14 protein-coding genes are annotated in these 16,906 nt (G+C 70.3%); 8 read left to right on the top strand and 6 right to left on the bottom strand.

Annotated elements, in window-relative coordinates; translation table 11 throughout:
* Nucleotides 1-26 precede the first annotated feature (26 nt).
* From OG609_RS19930 to OG609_RS19940, 3 genes are all read left to right on the top strand, one after another.
* The gene (locus tag OG609_RS19930; RefSeq protein ID WP_382907918.1) at nucleotides 27-875 is read left to right on the top strand and encodes an RNA polymerase sigma factor SigF; all 849 of its coding nucleotides are present in this window, start codon (nucleotides 27-29) and stop codon (nucleotides 873-875) included.
* 235 nt (nucleotides 876-1,110) lie between these two features.
* The gene (locus tag OG609_RS19935; RefSeq protein ID WP_093900059.1) at nucleotides 1,111-1,977 is read left to right on the top strand and encodes an RNA polymerase sigma factor SigF; all 867 of its coding nucleotides are present in this window, start codon (nucleotides 1,111-1,113) and stop codon (nucleotides 1,975-1,977) included.
* Between the two features lie 67 nt (nucleotides 1,978-2,044).
* Nucleotides 2,045-2,851, top strand: coding sequence for a hypothetical protein (locus OG609_RS19940; protein WP_327274046.1), 807 nt, complete (start codon nucleotides 2,045-2,047; stop codon nucleotides 2,849-2,851).
* A 39-nt stretch (nucleotides 2,852-2,890) separates the two neighbouring features.
* Here the strand turns inward: OG609_RS19940 and OG609_RS19945 are convergent, their stop codons facing one another.
* Complete coding sequence (locus OG609_RS19945) at nucleotides 2,891-3,100, bottom strand: hypothetical protein (RefSeq protein WP_327274047.1); 210 nt, start codon at nucleotides 3,098-3,100, stop codon at nucleotides 2,891-2,893.
* A 411-nt stretch (nucleotides 3,101-3,511) separates the two neighbouring features.
* On the opposite strand from OG609_RS19945, the gene OG609_RS19950 reads away from it, so the two are divergent.
* The 4 genes from OG609_RS19950 to OG609_RS19965 all read left to right on the top strand — a co-directional run bounded on the left by OG609_RS19950 (nucleotide 3,512) and on the right by OG609_RS19965 (nucleotide 8,162).
* Nucleotides 3,512-4,030: a MarR family winged helix-turn-helix transcriptional regulator gene (locus tag OG609_RS19950; RefSeq protein ID WP_327274048.1), complete on the top strand. Its 519-nt coding sequence runs from the start codon at nucleotides 3,512-3,514 to the stop codon at nucleotides 4,028-4,030.
* Between the two features lie 23 nt (nucleotides 4,031-4,053).
* A complete protein-coding gene (locus OG609_RS19955; RefSeq protein WP_327274049.1) occupies nucleotides 4,054-6,549 on the top strand; it encodes an MFS transporter in 2,496 nt (831 codons plus the stop codon).
* Between the two features lie 317 nt (nucleotides 6,550-6,866).
* The gene (locus OG609_RS19960; RefSeq protein WP_327274050.1) at nucleotides 6,867-7,682 is read left to right on the top strand and encodes a YceI family protein; all 816 of its coding nucleotides are present in this window, start codon (nucleotides 6,867-6,869) and stop codon (nucleotides 7,680-7,682) included.
* A gap of 9 nt (nucleotides 7,683-7,691) precedes the next feature.
* Entirely contained in the window at nucleotides 7,692-8,162 is a 471-nt protein-coding gene (locus tag OG609_RS19965) for a PPOX class F420-dependent oxidoreductase (RefSeq protein WP_322109594.1), read from the top strand.
* 245 nt (nucleotides 8,163-8,407) lie between these two features.
* Here OG609_RS19965 and OG609_RS19975 read toward each other — a convergent pair whose 3' ends face one another.
* Nucleotides 8,408-9,166, bottom strand: a complete 759-nt coding sequence (locus OG609_RS19975) for a TetR/AcrR family transcriptional regulator (protein ID WP_327274051.1) — start codon at nucleotides 9,164-9,166, stop codon at nucleotides 8,408-8,410.
* A gap of 94 nt (nucleotides 9,167-9,260) precedes the next feature.
* Entirely contained in the window at nucleotides 9,261-10,790 is a 1,530-nt protein-coding gene (locus OG609_RS19980) for an MFS transporter (RefSeq protein ID WP_327274052.1), read from the bottom strand.
* A gap of 128 nt (nucleotides 10,791-10,918) precedes the next feature.
* Between OG609_RS19980 and OG609_RS19985 the strand changes: the two genes are divergently transcribed.
* Nucleotides 10,919-11,776, top strand: a complete 858-nt coding sequence (locus OG609_RS19985) for an endonuclease/exonuclease/phosphatase family protein (protein ID WP_327274053.1) — start codon at nucleotides 10,919-10,921, stop codon at nucleotides 11,774-11,776.
* 4 nt (nucleotides 11,777-11,780) lie between these two features.
* On the opposite strand, the gene OG609_RS19990 is transcribed toward OG609_RS19985, so the two are convergent.
* The 3 genes from OG609_RS19990 to OG609_RS20000 are packed head-to-tail and all read right to left on the bottom strand — an operon-like array spanning nucleotide 11,781 to nucleotide 16,902.
* Nucleotides 11,781-13,976 carry an ArnT family glycosyltransferase gene (locus tag OG609_RS19990; RefSeq protein ID WP_327274054.1) on the bottom strand — a complete coding sequence of 732 codons (2,196 nt, stop codon included), beginning with the start codon at nucleotides 13,974-13,976 and terminating at the stop codon, nucleotides 11,781-11,783.
* The gene (locus OG609_RS19995) at nucleotides 13,973-15,322 is read right to left on the bottom strand and encodes a bifunctional glycosyltransferase family 2/GtrA family protein (RefSeq protein ID WP_327274055.1); all 1,350 of its coding nucleotides are present in this window, start codon (nucleotides 15,320-15,322) and stop codon (nucleotides 13,973-13,975) included. The genes OG609_RS19990 and OG609_RS19995 overlap by 4 nt, the downstream gene beginning before the upstream one ends.
* Before the next feature lie 26 nt (nucleotides 15,323-15,348).
* Nucleotides 15,349-16,902 (bottom strand): HAMP domain-containing sensor histidine kinase, encoded by a 1,554-nt coding sequence (locus OG609_RS20000; RefSeq protein WP_327274056.1) that lies wholly within the window; start codon nucleotides 16,900-16,902, stop codon nucleotides 15,349-15,351.
* Nucleotides 16,903-16,906: the final 4 nt, after the last annotated feature.

Raw genomic sequence — 16,906 nt, forward strand, 5'->3', positions numbered from 1 at the left:
CCGTGCCGGCCAGTGCAGCGCCTCAAGTGCCTCCCCAGACCGTCGAGACCGTCCAGACCGTCGACACGGTCGAGACCGAGACGCCCGACAGCACGACACCGCCCGCCAGGACCAGGGGCGCCGATACCAGGGCGCTCACCCAGGTCCTCTTCGGGCAGCTCAAGAACCTGGAGCCGGGAACCCCGGAGCACGGCCGTGTACGGGCGGCGCTGATCGAGGCGAACCTCCCCCTGGTGCGGTACGCCGCGGCGCGCTTCCGGAGCCGTAACGAGCCGATGGAGGACGTCGTCCAGGTCGGCACGATCGGCCTGATCAACGCCATCGACCGATTCGACCCCGAACGCGGTGTCCAGTTCCCGACCTTCGCGATGCCGACCGTCGTCGGCGAGATCAAGCGGTACTTCCGGGACAACGTACGGACCGTCCACGTCCCACGCCGGCTGCACGAGCTCTGGGTCCAGGTCACCGGCGCCACCGAGGATCTGACGACCGCTCACGGCCGCTCTCCCACGACCGCGGAGATCGCCGAGCGGCTGAGGATCTCCGAGGACGAGGTGCTGGCCTGCATCGAGGCCGGCCGTTCCTACCACGCGACCTCGCTGGAAGCCGCGCAGGAGGGCGACGGACTGCCCGGCCTGCTGGACCGGCTCGGCTACGAGGACCCCGCCCTCGCCGGGGTCGAGCACCGCGACCTGGTCCGGCATCTGCTCGTACAGCTGCCCGAGCGCGAGCAACGCATCCTGCTGCTGCGCTACTACAGCAATCTGACGCAGTCGCAGATCAGCGCCGAACTGGGTGTCTCCCAGATGCATGTGTCAAGGCTGCTCGCCCGTAGTTTCGCCCGACTTCGATCCGCAAACAGGATCGAGGCGTAACCGGAACGGGTAGAGCGCTCGAAGTCCGGTTCGGGCGGCCGAAATGCCGCACACCCCCTGTTAACTGCACAGACGTCACAAAGACTTGTCGACATGTCACTACAGCGTGTTGCCGACATGTGACATTCTGCGGGAACCGCGTTTGCCGTGGCCCCGCCGCCGGTATTCAGGTGGAGGCTGCGTTCCTCCGATGGTCGCGGCTCAACGCGACCGTCCGCGACCTCAAGGGGGTGGCATGTCCGCAGAACAGGGCAGCTCGAAGGTGCTCACGCTCACGAAGAGCGCACCCGCACCCGTTGTGCTCACCAGCTCGTCGGAAGCCATCGACACCCGCACTCTGTCCCGCTCCCTGTTCCTGCGGCTCGCCGCGCTGGGGCCCGCGCCGGGCCCCGATGGAACGGACAGCCCGGAGCGTGCCTACGTACGGGACACACTCATCGAGCTGAACCTCCCGCTGGTGCGTTACGCCGCGGCGCGGTTCCGGAGCCGCAACGAGCCGATGGAGGACATCGTCCAGGTCGGCACGATCGGCCTGATCAAGGCGATCGACCGGTTCGACTGCGAACGGGGCGTGGAATTCCCGACGTTCGCGATGCCGACCGTCGTCGGGGAGATCAAGCGCTTCTTCCGCGACACCTCGTGGTCGGTGCGCGTCCCGCGCCGCCTCCAGGAGCTGCGGCTCGCGCTGACCAAGACCAGCGACGAGCTCGCCCAGAAGCTCGACCGCTCGCCGACCGTGCCCGAGCTGGCCAAGGCGCTCGGCGTCTCCGAGGAGGACGTGGTCGACGGACTGGCCGTCGGCAACGCGTACACCGCCTCCTCGCTGGACTCGCCCTCGCCCGAGGACGACGGCGGCGAGGGCTCCCTCGCGGACCGGCTCGGATACGAGGACTCGGCACTGGAGGGCGTCGAGTACCGCGAATCGCTCAAGCCGCTGCTGGCCAAGCTCCCGCCGCGCGAACGCCAGATCATCATGCTGCGGTTCTTCGCCAATATGACGCAGTCCCAGATCGGCGAGGAGGTCGGCATCTCACAGATGCACGTCTCACGCCTGCTGACCCGTACACTCGCCCAGCTCAGGGAAGGGCTCATCGCCGACTGACCGCCGTGAACCGCCGCACCGTGGCACGAGGGTTCCGATTTGACGGACCGTCAGCCACACTGGCGCGATGCGACGCCAGATACGCGACTCGACCGGCCGCCGGGGCACCGTGATCGCCGCCTCGGCGGCCGTGCTGTGTCTGGGCGGCGCGCTGGCCGCCTGCGGCGGCGGGACGGCGGACGACGGCTACGTGGCGGTCGGCGCGGCAGGCACGGGCCCCGAGAGAGCGCCATCGGGAGCGGTGGCGCCGTCGGGGAAGGTGACGCTGGTACCGCTGGACAGGGGCGGCAAGGGCAGTAGAAGTGCCGGAGACCGGGCCGACGGCGGCGGGCCTTCGCCGGCCTCCTCCGCCGCAGGCGAGGGCTCCGGGGGTACGAGCACTGCGAGTGGCACGGCCAACCGGCCGCCCGGCACAACCGGCTCCGGCGCAGGCGGTGCAGGCAGCGGCACCGGCGCTGTGGGCGGCGGTACAGGCGGTACGACCGGCTCCGCTGACTCCAGTGGCCCCGAAGGCGGCCCCACGGGCCCCGCAACTCCGTCGGCGCCCGGCTCCACCGCGCCCTCGGGGCCTGCCGTGCTGGTGGTGGGTGCCCCGGAACGGGCGGCAGCGGACGAGCGCTGGTGCGAGAAGGTGACCGTGGAGTTCCGCAACACCGGAGGATCACCGGCGCGCTCGGGGACCGTCACCTTCGCCACGCACATCATCGGCGGGCTGGGGATCGACTGGGCGACCATCGAGTCGACCGAGCCACTGCCCGCGCCGATCGACGCGGGAGCGGCCCGGACGAAGACGTACACCGTCTGCGTGGACGCCTGGCGGGTGCCCCTGGGTATGCATGTCGAGACCCGGGACGTCACCGCCGTATTGAAGTGACGGGTGGAGGCAGGAGGTGCGGAGGAACCGGCGCGCCGGTCAGCGGAGTGCGAGCCAGGCGACCGCTGCGAGGACGACGACCACCGCGACGGCGGTGACGATCACCCCGGTCTTCGGTCCGGACGAGGCGGCCGGCTGCTGCCGACGCTGCGGCTCGCCCTCGTCGACGAAGGCGCGGAACATCTGAGTGCTGCCGGCCGGGTCGTTGTTGCCCTCGGGGCCCTGCGGGGCATGGGGGTTATGTGCCATGGGCCAGGACCCTAGCGAACTCGGCGTTACGGCCCAACCCCCGGGTCGGTGAAGGGCCGTGGCCGTGGCCGGAGCCGGGGAGCCGGTGAAGAAGTGGTGGGCACCGCGCACCCGCGTACGACCCGTATATATGCGACTGGGTCGCCCGGTATGTGCGACGGCGTCGCCCGGCCATATACGACTGGGCCGCCAGGCGCACACCCCGAAATCGGACACCCGATCGCCCCACCTGTGGCACGAGACACACGCGTCACGTCCCACACCCCACACGCTGGGGCTTTGACCCGAGCCCTACGCAGCCTTTTGCTTTCCTTTACTTCTGCAAGCCCCATTTCGTTTGCCTGCAGCAACCAACAGCTTCTATGGTTGCCCTAAGCAACAAGATGAACCGGTGAGATGTCTGGGGGACCCGTGGCCGTACGAAGTCAGTACGAAGAACTGGCCCGACAGCTCAGCGCCATCGGGGCCGTCAAGCGGGGTCTCGCCCGCATGCTGCCCCCCGAATGCCCCGGCGGCTCGGCGGCCGTACTGGCACTTCTCCGTGAACACGGCGAAATGCGGATCAGCAGACTGGCCGAGCTGATGGCCGTCGACATGTCGGTGACCAGCCGTCATGTCGCCCATGTGGCAGAGCGCGGCTGGATCGAACGGTCCTCGGACCCGGCGGACAAGCGGTCCCGCATCCTGCGGCTGACCCCCGCCGGACACGACGTGCTCAGCGATCTGAACCGCCGGACCACCGAAATGTTCATCCACAACCTCTCGGACTGGTCCGACGACGACGTCGGACAGCTCAACACGCTGTTGGCCAGGCTGCGCGACAGTTTTGCCTGTCGCGGCCCCGGAGGGTGCGCCCCCGGAAAGCACGTCGGTGACTGCTCCCGGCATGCCGACAGCGACAACGACTCGCACACCCGTACACCCGTGTAACAGAAGCAAAGACAAGGAACTCAATGGCTACGACCACACCAACCGGTGTGCGGGGCGGCCACGCCAAGCACGGGGGATCATCCGATCCCTCCGACGGCACGCCGATGACACACCGGCAGATCATGGAAGCACTGGCCGGGCTGATGCTCGGCATGTTTGTCGCGATCCTGTCGTCGACGGTCGTCTCCAACGCCCTTCCGGAGATCATCTCCGACCTCGGCGGCGGCCAGAGCGCCTACACCTGGGTCGTCACGGCCTCGCTGCTGGCGATGACCGCCACCACCCCCCTGTGGGGCAAGCTCTCCGACCTGTTCAGCAAGAAGCTGCTGGTTCAGATAGCCCTCGTCATCTACGTCGCGGGCTCGGTCGTCGCCGGTATGTCGACCAGCAGCGGCATGCTGATCGCCTGCCGTGTCGTCCAGGGCATCGGCGTCGGCGGTCTCTCCGCCCTCGCGCAGATCGTGATGGCGGCGATGATCGCCCCGCGTGAGCGCGGTCGCTACAGCGGATACATCGGTGCGGTGTTCGCCGTCGCCACCGTCGGTGGTCCGCTGCTCGGCGGTGTCATCACCGACACCAGCTGGATGGGCTGGCGCTGGTGCTTCTACGTCGGTGTGCCGTTCGCCATCATCGCGCTGATCGTGCTCCAGAAGACCCTGAAGCTCCCGGTCGTCAAGCGTGAGGTCAAGGTCGACTGGACCGGCGCGTTCTTCATCAGCGCCGCCGTGTCGCTGCTGCTCCTCTGGGTCACCTTCGCGGGCGACAAGTACGACTGGCTGTCGTGGCAGACCGGCGTGATGCTCGCGGGTTCCCTGATCCTCGCCCTGCTCTTCGTCTTCACCGAGTCCCGGGCCAGCGAGCCGATCATCCCGCTGCGTCTCTTCCGTAACCGCACCATCACGCTGGCCTCGCTGGCCTCGCTGTTCGTCGGTATCGCGATGTTCGCGGGCACCGTCTTCTTCAGCCAGTACTTCCAGCTGGCGCGCGGCAAGTCGCCGACGATGTCGGGTGTCATGACGATCCCGATGATCACCGGCCTCTTCCTCTCCTCGACGATCTCGGGCCAGATCATCACCAAGACGGGCCGCTGGAAGGCCTGGCTGGTCACCGGTGGCTTCCTGGTCACCGCCGGGCTCGGACTGCTCGGCACCATCCGGTACGACACCGAGTACTGGCACATCGCGATCTTCATGTTCGTGATGGGTCTCGGCATCGGCATGATGATGCAGAACCTGGTGCTCGCCACGCAGAACCAGGTCGATCCGTCCGACCTCGGCTCGGCCAGCTCCGTCGTCACCTTCTTCCGTTCCCTCGGTGGTGCGATCGGCGTCTCGGCGCTGGGCGCCGTCATGGCGAACCGCGTCACCCACTACGTCAAGGACGGTCTCGCGGAGCTCGGCCCCAAGGGCGAGGCCATGGGCCACGGCGGCACCGGCGGCGGGGACATCCCCGACGTGCACGCACTGCCCGAGCCGTTCCGTACGGTCGTGGAGAGCGCCTACGGGCACGGTGTCGGCGACGTTTTCCTGTACGCCGCTCCGGCCGCGCTGCTCGCCTTCCTGATCACCATCTTCATCAAGGAGGTCGCACTGAAGACGAACTCCGCGAACGACGCCTCGGCCGCGGCCGAGGCCCCCGCCGCAGAGGCGGTCGAGGCTCCGGCCAACGCTGCCGCACCGGTCTCCCGGGCAACGGCCCCGGTCGCCCGGGCCTCCTCGGTCGACACCCTGGAAGCTCCGGTCGCCACCCTGCAGGGCACGGCCGTGCACGGTGTGGTGCGCGGCGCCGAGGGCGCACCCGTCGCACGGGCCGCAGTCACGCTGATCTCGCTGGCCGGCCGGCAGCTGGGGCGCTCCGTCGCCCAGGCCGACGGCAGCTACGGTCTGGACGCGCCGGGCTCCGGCAGCTATGTCCTGATCGCGTCAGCCGACGGCTTCCAGCCGCAGGCGTCCACCGTGGTCGTCGGTGACGAGTCGCTCTCGTACGACATCCTGCTGTCCGGTACGAGCGGCCTGGCCGGGATCGTGCGGACCGCCGAGACCGCTGCGCCGGTCGAGGGCGCCATGGTCATCGTGACCGATGTGCGCGGCGATGTGCTGGCCACCGGCAAGTCCGGTGAGACGGGCGAGTTCACCTTCGGTGAGCTGGTCCCCGGTTCGGTGACCGTCGCGGTGAACGCCGCAGGGTTCCGTCCGCTGGCGCTGCCGGTGGAGATCGGCGGCCAGGGCGTCACCCGGATCGAGGCCGCGCTGCAGTCCGGTGCGCTGGTGCAGGGCGTCGTGCGGGCCGGTTCCGGCCGGCGGCCGCTGCCGGACGCCCGGGTCACGCTGGTCGACGCGGCGGGCAATGTGGTCGCCACGTCCACAACCGGCGACGACGGGGCCTACGCCTTCGCCGACCTGGACGCGGGCGAGTACTCGGTCATCGCGACCGGCTACCCGCCGGTGGCCGGCGCGCTGACCGTGGCCGGTCGCGGGGTCGACGGCCACGACATCGAGCTCGCCCACCCCGGCGAGTAGCGACCTCGCCCACGATTGGCAGTGGGAGAAGGAGCGGCGTCCGGGGCCTTCGAATCCAGGGCGGAGGAGGGAGTCGACGCGGAGCGTCGGCGACTGACGACAACGCCGCAGGCGGAGGCCCCGGACACCGCGACGCCGCTGACAATCGCGGGCGAGGTCGTCACCACAGACCCCTGGCGGGTCGGCGTTTCGAGCGGAGACGCTGTACCGGCCGGTGGAAATGGGCCCCGGTGGCGGGGACGGCAGGCAGGGGACGGCCTGCCGTCCCCGCCCCGGGGCCCGACTCATTGAGTCATTGAGCAAGGAGAGAAAACGGGATGGGACTTCGCGCACAGGTACGGACGCGGGACGGCTGGGCGGTCCAGCACGCGGTCGTGACGGTCACCGACATGACCGGCGCGCAGGTGCTGCGGGCCACTGCCGACGAGGACGGGGCGGTGCGGACCGACACTCCCCTGCAGGCCGGCGCGTACACAGTGATCGTCACGGCGGTCGGGTACGCCCCCGCCGCCTCCACCGCCCTCGTCACCGCGAGCGGACGGGTCGAGGCCGGCACGGTGGTGCTGGCCCGCCAGGGCGGTGTGGAGCTGCCGCCGCCGGGCGCCTGGTCGCTGGACCCGGCGCACTCCTCGGTGGCCGCGGTCGCGCAGCACCTGGGGATCTCCAGCGTGCACGGCCGGTTCACAGAGTTCAGCGGCCGGATCGAGATCGCCGAGGAGCTCCACCGGTCCCGGGTCGACGCGATCATCGGCGCGGCCAGCATCGACACCGGCAACGACATGCGGGACAAGCACCTGCGGTCGGCGGACTTCCTCGACTCGGACCGGTTCCCGGAGATCACGTACCGCTCCCATGGGCTGGAACCGGCCGGTCCCGACCGCTGGACCGTGCACGGCGAGCTGACGATGCACGGTGTCGCGCGAAACGTCGACCTGAGCCTGAGCTACCTCGGCACCGGCCCCGACCCGTGGGGCGGGGTGCGTGCGGCGTTCAGCGCAACGGCGGAGCTGCGCCGCGAGGACTTCGCCATGAACTACAACCAGGTGGTGCAGGCGGGCATCTCGGCGATCGGTACGACGCTGCGGGTGGAGCTCGACATCCAGGCCGTGCAGGGTGAGTCCCTGCCGTCGTAGTCTGCGGACATGGCACCCGACATCGCGACGAACACGGCCGTGGAACTCGACGAGTTGCTGGCTTTCGTACGGCCCAGGCACCGGGCGATCCTGCTGACCACCCGGTCCGACGGCCGCCCCCAGGGCTCCCCGCTGACCTGCGGCGTCGACGACGCCGGACGGATCGTCGTCTCGACCTACCCCGAACGGGCCAAGACCCGCAACGCGAAACGGGACGAGCGGGTCAGTGTGATCGTCCTGTCCGACGACTGGAACGGGCCGTGGGTGCAGATCGACGGCTCGGCCGAGGTGATCGACTCACCGGATTCGGTCGAGCCGCTCGTCGAGTACTTCCGGAACATCTCGGGTGAGCACCCGGACTGGGACGAGTACCGGGCGGCAATGGTGAAGCAGGGGAAGTCGATCATCCGGATCACTCCGGAGCGCTGGGGCCCGGTCGCGACCGGCGGCTTCCCCGCCCACCTGGCGCCCGGCAGCTGACTGCTGTCTGCTGTCTGCTGTCTGCCGGATACGTTGCCCGTATGCCTTCCCGAATACATGCGCATGTTCCGGCGCCGGGCCTGCTCGCGCGGGCCCGGCAGCCGGCCGCGCCGACGCTGACCCCCGCGATGGGCGGGTTCTTCGGGACGGACCGCTTCGCGGGCATGGACGGCGCCACATTCATCAATGCCGGCCGGGGCGCGACGGTGGATGTGCGGCGCGGGTACCGAGGGACGAACGAGGTCTCAGCGGTCCCGCATCGCCTCGATGCCCGCGATCAGCAGGTCCAGGGCGAAAGTGAAGTCCCGGTCGCGCATCTCCTCGACCGTGTCGCCGCCGCGGGCGTCCATCAGGTCCTGTGAGGACTCGACGATCCGGCTGAGCTGCGGCTGGCTCCGGATGGCGCCCAGCGCCTGCTGGAAGAACTCGTCCTGGCTGACCCCCGACTCCGCGCTGCGCTGCACGAAGTGGGCCTCGATGGTGCCGAATCCGTACACGAACTGGAAGACCGCGGAGAGTGCGCCCGTCTGCTGGTGCAGCGGCAGCCCCGTCGCCCGGATCACGTCCTGGACGGCGTGCGAGAACAGCATCGAGTGGGGGCCCATGTTGAGGAAGTGACCGGCGAGCGGCGACACCCAGCCATGCCGGACCAGCAATTCCCGATAGGAAATGGCCAGTTCGCGCAGCCGGTCGTGCCAGTGCGCGTCCTCACGAGGGGGCGCGATCTCGCTGTAGACCGAGTCGAGGGCCAGCTCCAGCAGATCGTCCTTGGTGTCCACGTACCAGTAGAGGGACATCGCGGTGACGTCCAGCTCGGCGGCGAGCCGGCGCATGGAGAACTTGGCGAGGCCCTCGGCGTCCAGCAGCCGGACGGAAGCCGCAGTGATCCTGTCCCGGTCGAGACCGGTCGGCTGGTCCGATTTACGGGTGCGCGACGGTGTCCTCCGGTCCAGCCACACGCTGGTCCTGGCGGGGTTCTTCACACGGTCGGCCGCGGACACCATGGCGCACTCTCCTCGTCTTGCCGGCGGGACGGACCGGATGCGTACTCGTGCGCACGAAGCGGATCCCTACGGTCCGATGCGCCCCGCCTCGATGCTATGCCGCCACCTCGGCCTCGGCCGAGCCCGCCCGGGCAGATTCTGCCCGCTCCGCGCGGCGCAGGAGCGCCGCGGCCAGCAGGCCGCCGGCCAGCACCGCCACCGCTCCGACCAGCTGGCTGGTCTCCAGTCCCGAGGCGAAGGCGTCCGTGATCCGCGCCCGCTCCCCGTCGTCGGTGGCCGAGGCCAGCGCGGCGGGCAGCGAGGCGGCCCCGACGGCCGCCGGCACGAGCGCTGCGAACCGGGAGTTCAGCACCGCGCCGAGGACGGCGACCCCCAGACCGTTGCCGAACTCGGCGAGCGTGCCGTTGACCCCCGCACCCACGCCTGCCTTCTCCGGCGGAATGGCGCTCATGATCGCGTTGGCCATGGCGGGCATGGCGAGCGCGATGCCCGCGCCCATCACGACCAGGCCGAGCAGCATGCCGCCGTAGCCGTCGCCGCCGAGCAGCGCGATCGCGGCGAGACCCGCGGCCAGCAGGCTCATCCCGGCCGCGATGGTGACGGGCGTGCCCAGCTTGGGCACCAGCCTGGCCCCCAGTCCGGTGAGGTTGAGCGCGACGACGCTCAGCGCCAGCGGAGCCGTACGCAGACCGGCTTCCAGCGGCCCGTAGCCGAGGACGAACTGGAGCTGCTGGGTGAGCAGGAAGAGCGAGCCGCCCATTCCGAACGCGACCAGGATCGCGCCCGCGACCGCCCCGATGAACTTCTGGTTGCGGAAGAAGTGCATGTCCAGCATCGGGTACGGGATGTGCAGCTCCCACAATATGAACCCGGCGAGGACGGCGACCCCGATGAAGGCGGTCAGCAGCACCCGGCCCGACGTCCAGCCGTGCTCCGGGCCGGAGATGATCGCGTACACGACGGATGCCATACCGATGGTGGAGAGCAGTGCGCCGAGCAGGTCGGGGCGCTCGCCACTGGGGTTCTTGGACTCCGGGACGAGCCGGACGACGGCGGCCAGACCGATGACCGCGACGGGGATGTTGATCAGGAAGATCGCGCCCCACCAGAAGTGGTCGAGCATCACTCCGCCGACCAGCGGTCCGACGGCGAAGCCCAGCGAGCTGACGGTCGACCAGATGCCGATCGCCTTGACCCGCTCGGAGTCGTCGAAGATCTGCACGACGACGGCCAGGGTCGTCGTCATCAGCAGCGCACCGCCGATGCCCATGCCCGCGCGGGCGGCGATCAGCTGCGTGGACGACTGGGCCAGTCCGGCCACCAGCGAGCCGATGCCGAACAGGGCGAGCCCCGCGATCAGCATCTTCTTGCGGCCGTAGCGGTCGGCGGAGCTGCCGGCCGTGAGCAGCAGACCCGACTGGACCAGCGAATAGGCGTTGATCATCCACTGCACATCGGCGGTGGAGGCGTCCAGCTCGCGGGTGAGGGAGGGGATCGCGACGTTGAGAACGGTGTTGTCGAGCAGCACGGTGAGCTGGGCGAGACAGATGACGCCAAGGATCAACCAGCGCTGCGGGTGGCTCGGTGGCGTGAGGCGGTTCTGCTCGGCGACGGTCGCCGTCATGCGGACTCCTGATGCCTTATACGGTGTACGGGGCTGAGTTGTACACCGTATAGCCAGCCCCATACGGTGTACAACTCAATTCCGCGCGGTACCGTGCTCGCCGCTGATCCGACAAGGACTGGAGTGTTATGTCACTGCGTCGTCGTACGGTGGAAGTGCTCATCGCAGCGGGCCTGTTGGGCACCGCCGTCGCGCCCCCGGCATCGGCCGCCGGGCAGGGGCACGCGGTGCCGCTGCGCGTGGCCACGTACAACATCCATGCGGGCGCCGGCATGGACAATGTCTTCGATCTCGACCGGCAGACCGCCGAGCTCCGCTCACTGGACGCCGATGTGATCGGGCTCCAGGAGGTCGACGTCCACTGGGGCACCCGCAGCGAATGGCGCGATCTGGCGGCCGAGCTGGCAGAGCGGCTGCACATGCAGGTCTCGTTCGCCCCGATCTACAGCCTCGACCCCGATACTCCGGGTACGCCCCGGCGTGAGTTCGGTGTCGCGGTGCTGTCCAGGTACCGGATCCTGAGCGCCGAGAACCACGAGATCACCCGGCTCTCCACCCAGGACCCGAACCCGGTTCCGGCCCCCGCGCCCGGCTTCGGCGAGGTGGTCCTGCGGGTGAAGGGGCTGCCCGTGCATGTGTATGTGACGCACCTCGACTACCGCGGCGACCCGTCCGTACGGACCGCCCAGGTCGCCGACACCCGCCGGATCATGGCCGAGGACGAGGCACCGGGGCGGCAGAAGGTGCGGCAGATCCTGCTCGGCGACTTCAACGCGGCACCGGCCGCTCCCGAACTCGCCCCGCTGTGGGAGAAGCTGACGGACATCGAGCCCGGTGGGCCGACGTACCCGGCGCAGGATCCGGTGCAGCGGATCGATTACGTGGCGGTGTCGAAGGATTCCGTACGGGTACGCGACGCGGCGGTGGCCGAGACGCTTGCCTCGGACCACCGCCCGGTTGTCGCGGATCTGCTGCTCCGTCGCTGAGCCTCTACTCGCCGCTCTTCGGCCGGGTCAGGTCGTAGAAGGTGGCACTGCCGACCGTGACCTCCTTGAAGTTCTCCTCCACCCAGGAGGAGATCCGGGACGAGGTGCCGCTGTTGCCGCCGCCCCCGCCCATCCCGCCCGCGATGAAGTAGTGGATCCTGCCGTCCTCGACGTACTTCTTGAACCGGGAGAGCGTCGGGGACGGGTCACTGCCGTTGAAGCCGCCGATCGCCATCACCGGGTCGCCGGTGGCGAGTTGGTAGCTCGCCGCGTTCTGTGAGCCGATGGCGGCGGCGACCCAGGTGTAGTCGCCGGCGTTCTTCTCCAGGAGCTTCTCGGCCTCGGCGCTGACGGACGAGCCGTTGAGCAGACCGCCCATGCCGCCGCCTCCCGGGGTGCCGCCTTCGCCCATGCCGCCGGGAGAGGTGCCTGTACCGGGTGCGGTGCCGGTGCCGGGCATGGCTCCCGGCTGCCGGCCGTTCTGCTGGTTGCCGCCCTGACCCTGCTGCCCGGTGGGACCGCCGCCCTGGCCGCCCGTCGGAGGCTGACCCATACCGCCGCCCTGCTGGTTGCCCTGGCCGGGGGGCCGCATTCCGCCGCCCATGCCGCCGGGACCGCCCCGGCCGCCGCCGGGACCGCCCATGGAACTGGCGCCGGACGGACCGGCCGTGACGATCGAGCCCTGATGCCCGGTGTTCAGCGTGCTGAGGGTGTACGCCGTCGGCCCGGCCAGCGACGCGACAAAGCTCACCCCTACCGCTGCGAGCGCCAGTTGACGTCCGAGACGCGCGACGAGCAGCAGGCCTGCCGCTCCGGCCAGACCGCCGATGAGGACGGCCCAGCGCAGCCACGGCAGATAGTCCGCAGTCCGTCCCAGCAGGACGTACGACCAGAGCGCGGTCACCGCGACCGTCACGCCGAGCGCTCCACGCGCCCACCACCTGGCCCGCTCCTCCCACAGGACCGTGGCACCCATACCCACGAGCGCCGCGATGTACGGAGCCAGGGCGACCGTGTAGTACTGGTGGAAGATGCCGGCCATGAAGCTGAAGACGACCGCCGTCATCAGCAGCGAGCCGCCCCAGGCGAGGAACGCCGCACGGGCCGTGTCGGTACGCCTGGCCTTCCAGGTGAGCCAGACGCCCGCGGCGAGCAGGATCAGTGCGGCGGGCAGCAGCCAGGAAATCTGGCCGCCGATCTCGGAGTTGAACATCCGGCCCATGCCGGTCTCCCCCCACTGACCGCCGGACTGACCGCCGCCGCCCCCGCCTCCTCCGACGCTGCCGGTCTCGTCGCCGTTGATCCGGCCCAGGCCGTTGTAGCCGAAGGTCAGTTCCAGGAAGGAGTTGTTCTGGGAGCCGCCGATGTACGGACGCGACGAGGCGGGCCACAGTTCGACGATCGCCACCCACCAGCCGCCCGCGACGACCATCGCCAGTGCCGAGAGCCCGAGTTGGCCGAACCTCTTGCGTACGGAGACCGGCGCGAACACCGCGTAGAGCGCGGCCAGCGGCGGCAGGATCAGGAACGCCTGCAGGGTCTTGGACAGGAATGCGAAACCGACCGCGACACCCGCCCACACCAGCCACTTGGTCCGGCCGTTCTCCATCGCGCGCAGCACGCAGTAGACGGTGACGGTCATCAGCAACGCCAGCAGCGCATCCGGGTTGTTGAAGCGGAACATGAGCGCGGCGACGGGCGTGAGCGCGAACACCGCCATCGCGATCAGTCCGGCGGGGGCGTTGAAACGGCGGCGTACGGCCGCGTACAGCACCCCGGCCGTGGCCACCCCCATCAGCACCTGCGGAATCAGAACCGCCCACGAACCGAGGCCGAAGATCCGCACCGACAGGGCCATCGGCCAGAGCGTGGCCGGGGGCTTGTCGACAGTGATCGCGTTGGCAGCGTCCAACGAGCCGAAGAAGAAGGCCTTCCAGCTCTGGCTGCCGGCCTGGACGGCCGCGGAGTAGAAGGAGTTGGCGTACCCGGAGGCGCTGAGATTCCACAGGTACGCGAGCGCGATGACCAGCAGCATGGCCAGGAAGGCGGGCCGCGCCCAGCGCGGGTCCTCGGGCCTGCCCCGCCACACGCGGTGCGCCAAGGGCTTGTTCGGGCGCGCGTGGCCGCCCCCGGTGGCCGGCGCCGGGGGCGTCGGCACATCCGGCGGGGCCGGAAGGTGGTCGGGTTGCAGCGTGGTCATCGGGTGTTCCCCAGTTCGTGGTGAGTGTCATCGGCGCGCCCGGCCGAGGCGGGAGCCGCGAAGGCCGCGGTAGCCGCTGAAGCCGCAGGCGCCCCGGAGGCCCGCTCCGGGAAGACCCAGGCGCGGAAGAGCAGGAACCGCAGCACCGTCGCCGCGAGGTTGGCCGTGATCAGTACGGCGAGTTCCGTGCCGTGCGACGGCGATCCGGACGCCGCTCCCAGTGCGGCCAGCGAGCCGCTGGTCAGCGCGAGACCGATGACGAAGACGACCAGGCCCTGCGCCTGGTGGCGTACGGCTCCGCCCCGGCCGCGTACGCCGAAGGTGAGCCTCCGGTTGGCCGCCGTATTGGCGACGGCGGACACCAGCAGCGCGCCGCCGTTGGCGATCTGCGGGCCGAAACCCAGCCGGAAGAGCGAGTACAGGGCGAGATAGAAGAGCGTGGAAAGCGCGCCGACGACACAGAATCCGACGAGCTGCCGGGCCAGGCCGCGCGGCACCCCGCTCAGAGCGCGGTCGCGCGGATCGTCCCCGAAGGGCCTCGCCAGCCGGTCCAGCGGCAGTGCGCCGACCGCCAGCGCCCGCCCCACCCGCCACACCCCTTTCAGATCCTCGGTCGCGGTCCGCACGATGTGGACGGTGGAGTCGGGATCGTCGACCCAGTCGACCGGCACCTCGTGGATACGCAGCCCGGCGCGCTCGGCGAGCACCAGCATCTCGGTGTCGAAGAACCAACCCGTGTCCTCGACCATCGGCAGCAGCCGCTGCGCGACCTCACGTCGGATGGCCTTGAATCCGCACTGCGCATCGCTGAACCGGGCGGCCAGCGACGAGCGGAGAACGAGGTTGTAGGCGCGCGAGATGAACTCCCGCTTCGATCCGCGCACCACCCGCGAGCTACGGGCCAGCCGGGAGCCGATCGCCAGGTCCGAGTGGCCCGAGATCAGCGGTGCGACCAGCGGCAGCAGCGCGTTGAGGTCGGTGGAGAGATCGACGTCCATGTACGCCAGGACCGGGGCGTCCGAGTGCGACCAGACGGTGCGCAGCGCCCGCCCGCGGCCCTTCTCCTCCAGCCGGCGGGACCGCACCCGGGGCAGCGCCGCCGCGAGCCGGGCCGCCACCTGCGGTGTCCGGTCGGTGCTCGCGTTGTCCGCGACGGTGATCCGGAAGGCGTACGGGAAGGTGCGCGCCAGATGGTCGTGCAGGCGCAGCACACACGGTTCGAGGTCCTTCTCCTCGTTGTAGACGGGTACCACCACATCGAGTACGGGGGCACCTGCCGCATCGACCACTCCGGCGAGGAGATGGTCCCGGGCCGGCAGGGTGCTCCAAGGAGTGTCGGTTCGCATGCCATCGACACTCGTCGGCCCCGCTGTCACGCCGATGTGCTGAGCCTGTCCCCCTGCTGTGAGTGCGGAGCAACCGCGGGAAGCGTCGGCAGATGGACGGCGAACACCGTGTGTCCCGGGACCGAGGCCACCTCCACCCGGCCGCCGTGCGCGGCGACGACGGCCTGCACGATGGCGAGACCGAGCCCGGTGGAACCCGCGTGTCGGGAGCGCGAGGCATCACCGCGCGCGAACCGTTCGAAGACATGCGGCAGCAGCTCCGGCGGAATGCCGGGCCCGTTGTCCTGGACCTCCAGCGTCACCCAGGGGTGGCCGGCCGCGGCACGCACCCGCACGGTGACGGTGGTGCCGGGCGGGGTGTGCGTACGGGCGTTCGCCAGCAGATTGACCAGTACCTGATGGAGCCGGGTCGGATCGCCGTACACGGTCGCGGGCTCGTCCGGCAGTTCGAGGCGCCAGTGGTGATCTCCCTGCCCGGCGGCGCGGGCATCACTCACCGCGTCGACGACGACCGGCGAGAGATCGGTGCTCTCGTGACTCAGCGGGCGCCCGGCATCAAGGCGGGCGAGCAGCAGCAGATCCTCCACCATGCCCGTCATCCGCTCCGCCTCGGACTCGATCCGTCCCAGGGCATGCCGGGTGTCGGGGCCGGTCTCCTCGCGGCCGCGCCGGGTCAGTTCGGCGTATCCGCGGATCGAGGCCAGCGGGGTGCGCAGCTCATGGCTGGCGTCCGCGACGAACTGACGTACCCGCATCTCGCTCTCCTGCCGCACCTCCAGCGCCGAACCGACATGGCCCAGCATCCGGTTGAGCGCCGCGCCCACCTGCCCGACCTCGGTCCGCGGATCGGCCTCGGCCTCGGGGACCCGCTCCAGGAGAGCCACCTCGCCGCTGTGCAAAGGAAGTTCGGAGACCCGGGTCGCGGTCGCGGCGACCCGGCGCAACGGCCGCAGCGCGACACCGACCATGGCGGCGCCCGCGATACCGGCCGCGATCAGACCGGCCCCGGTGACACAGACCTCGACGGTGATCAGGGTGGTGAGGGCGGAGCTCACCTCGGCGGCGGGGATGCCGACGAGGATCGTCGTCCCCTGCGGGCCCGCGACGGCCTTCACCCGGTTGGAGCCGAGTCCGGGCAGGTCGATGCTTTGCGCCCCGCCCCCGACAGGGGTGTCCGCCGCCTCCAGGGCGCTCTGCTGGGCGCCGGTCATCGGCTGCCCGCTGTCCTCGGTCCCCGGTCCCGGCGTGGTGGTGCTCTCCACGACCACCCTCGAGTCGGTGACCGAGCCGTCCGACAGAACGGCCCCGAAGGCGCCGACGGGCAGCCCGCGCGCGTCGACGAAGGCCAGCGGGTCGTCGCTCTGCTGTGCACCGCCGGGCCTCGGCCCCCCGGCGCCGAGGGGCGGCTTGGAGGCCCGGATGGCGATGGATCGCAGCTGATCGTCGAGCTTGCCGTACATATAGCTGCGGTAGGCGATGGTGGTGACCGAGCCGATGACCGCGGCGACCACGGCGATCAGCGCCACCGCCGAGACCACGAGCCGGGTCCGCAGCGTCCACGGCCCCCGCCACCGGCTCACGCGC

The sequence above is a fragment of the Streptomyces sp. NBC_01224 genome (assembly GCF_036002945.1).
GTDB lineage: Bacteria > Actinomycetota > Actinomycetes > Streptomycetales > Streptomycetaceae > Streptomyces.